This window comes from Nostoc sp. UIC 10630 (genome assembly GCF_010747425.1).
Lineage (GTDB): Bacteria > Cyanobacteriota > Cyanobacteriia > Cyanobacteriales > Nostocaceae > Nostoc.
Genome location: NZ_JAAGOG010000395.1, coordinates 1 through 2,489 on the forward strand (window position 1 = coordinate 1; position 2,489 = coordinate 2,489).

General features: G+C 39.9%; 2 protein-coding genes and 1 pseudogene. All 3 read left to right on the plus strand.

Annotation, left to right across the window (positions count from 1 at the left end):
* The first annotated feature begins 33 nt into the window (after positions 1 to 33).
* The gene (gene panB, locus G1O98_RS37820) at positions 34 to 804 is read left to right on the plus strand and encodes a 3-methyl-2-oxobutanoate hydroxymethyltransferase (RefSeq protein ID WP_163939532.1); all 771 of its coding nucleotides are present in this window, start codon (positions 34 to 36) and stop codon (positions 802 to 804) included.
* A 103-nt stretch (positions 805 to 907) separates the two neighbouring features.
* Positions 908 to 1,717, plus strand: coding sequence for a tetratricopeptide repeat protein (locus tag G1O98_RS37825; protein ID WP_163939535.1), 810 nt, complete (start codon positions 908 to 910; stop codon positions 1,715 to 1,717).
* A 304-nt stretch (positions 1,718 to 2,021) separates the two neighbouring features.
* Positions 2,022 to 2,378 (plus strand): annotated as a pseudogene (locus tag G1O98_RS37830) (Rpn family recombination-promoting nuclease/putative transposase); the annotation flags it as partial.
* Positions 2,379 to 2,489 lie beyond the last annotated feature (111 nt).

Sequence of the window (2,489 nt, forward strand, 5' to 3'; positions counted from 1 at the left end):
CTACTCTCCACCCCCTACTCTCCACCTAGAAAAATGGCAATCACTACCCAGCAATTAATTCAATGGAAACAACAGGGACGTTCAATTGTCGCGTTGACCGCCTGGGATTATGCGATCGCTCAACTCATCGATGCAGCTGGTGTAGACTTAATCCTTGTAGGTGACTCTATGGCAGTAGTTCTAGGGTATGAAACAACACTGCCAATAACTTTGGATGAGATGATATACCACGCCAAATCTGTGCGTCGTGGGGTTAAACGTGCATTAGTAGTTGTAGATTTACCATTTTTGACGTATCAAGAAAGTCTCCAGCAAGCGATGCACTCTGCTGGGCGGGTACTGAAGGAAACGGGCGCTCAAGCGGTAAAATTGGAAGGTGGTTATCCAGCGATCGCAGAAACTATCGCTCGTTTGGTAGAAGCTGGAATTCCGGTAATGGGTCATGTCGGTTTGACACCGCAATCTGTACATCAACTCGGTTTGCGACAACAAGGGAAAACCCAAGAAGCGAGTGAGAGGATTTTACAAGAAGCGATCGCTCTCGAACAAGCAGGTGTATTTTCTATAGTTTTAGAGCATATCCCCGCAGATTTGGCAATGCAGATTACACAAAAATTGAGTATTCCGACAATTGGTATTGGTGCAGGAACTCACTGCGATGGACAAGTTTTAGTTACCTCAGATGTAATCGGACTGGCCCAGAAGCATCCACCATTCGCCAAGGTTTACACCAATTTGCGAGAGACGATTACCAAAGCTGTACAAGATTATGCGCTGGAAGTGCGCGATCGGAAATTTCCATAGTTTGTGGCAAATTGTGTGCAGTCGCAAAATAACAGAGCAAAGGTTGTAATGTTCAATTCATTGACTTGGGAATAATACTAGTGTCATAAGCTTTTATAAACCAATGCTCAATTTAATGTTTGCTTTTGGATACTCTAGCCTTGGTTATATACTTTATAATTCAGGCGACTATCAAGGAGCCATTGAAAATTATACTCAGGCAATTTTACAAAATTCAGAGGATTTGACATCATATCTAAGTCGTGGTGTGGCTCGTTCACTGACAAAGGATTATCAAAATGCAATTGAAGACTTTAATGAAACAATCCGGCTGAGTCCTCAATATGCTCAGGCTTATGCTGAACGTGGTGTTGCTCGTGCAGCAATAGGTGATAATCAAAGTGCAATTGAAGATTGTCATCATGCAATTCAATTAGATCCGCAATATGTACGAGCCTATTTTGGGCGAGGTGCAGCTTGTTTTTACTCTGGTAACTATCAAGGTGCGCTAGAAGACTTCAGTCTGATAGCTAGTATGGAACGTTCTGCTATTTCTTACTACAATTTGGGTATTCTGCAATATTCTCAGGGTATTAATAGCCAAGCCATTAAGCATTTAACTAAGGCTCTTTATGTAGATCCCAATTTAATAGCTGCTTACTATGTGCGGGGTAATGCGTGTTATGAGTTAGGAGATGAGCAAGGTGCATTTGCAGATTTTAATGAAGCAAAGCACATTGAAGCAGTGGGTGGAGGTGAAATATATTCTGAGGATGAATTTGCTTTCTACGCAAGGGGTTTGGCTTGCTATCGCCTAGGAAATCGAGAGGAAGCGATCGCTGATCTCCAAAAGTCAGCCCAAATTGCTTTAAAGCATCAAAACACAATATTTCACCAAAAAGTGATCGACTTCATGAACGAAATTCAGTCTTAAGTAAGTTGGTATGAATAAATTATTATGGTTTTTAATTATGCTATCTTCACGAAAGCGCAACTACAAGCTAATTCCAGATATTTGTCATTAAAAAATACAAGAAGCTACCGAATAGTTCAATACAACAAAATCCTCATGTAGAGACGCGATAAATCGCGTCTTCAAAGACCAATTATCTACACCAATAACTTTTAACCCAAGCGTATTGCCGAATAATTAGTTTTCCATCTGGGATAATTTATGCAATTAGAGAGCAGCACATTATAAAATTGCTAAATTTCAAAACTGTGCTATAACATCCAGAGTGAAAACTGACAGCATCTTTTATCGTTTATTTCAAGAATTTCCCAGTATCTTCTTTGAACTGATTGGCGATCTTCCTGAAACTGCCAATACCTATCAATTTTCTTCAGTTGAAATCAAACAAACTGCCTTTAGAATAGATGGTGTATTTCTTCCCACTCAAGACGAAGAAAATCCGCTTTATTTCGTTGAAGTTCAATTTCAAGCAGACTCAGATATTTATTTGCGCCTAGTTTCGGAAGTATTTCTCTATTTGCGGCAAAAGAAATCTCAAAATTCTTGGCGAGGAGTGGTGATTTATCCCAGAAGGAATATAGATACTGGTGAGCGACAAGATTGCTACGAATTCTTCAACAGCGATGCCTACGGCTGGCTACGCCTACGTATTATTATACAGCAGTTTCCGATGTTATGAGGTACAGTAACAGCAATTAGTAAACCAGTTTTTTAAATGTTGAGGATTTATTAA

Bases quoted from the DNA above. Each gene is read 5' to 3' on its own strand.
- panB (WP_163939532.1), top strand. From the start codon at position 34: ATGGCAATCACTACCCAGCAATTAATTCAATGGAAACAACAGGGACGT.
- G1O98_RS37825 (WP_163939535.1), top strand. From the start codon at position 908: ATGCTCAATTTAATGTTTGCTTTTGGATACTCTAGCCTTGGTTATATA.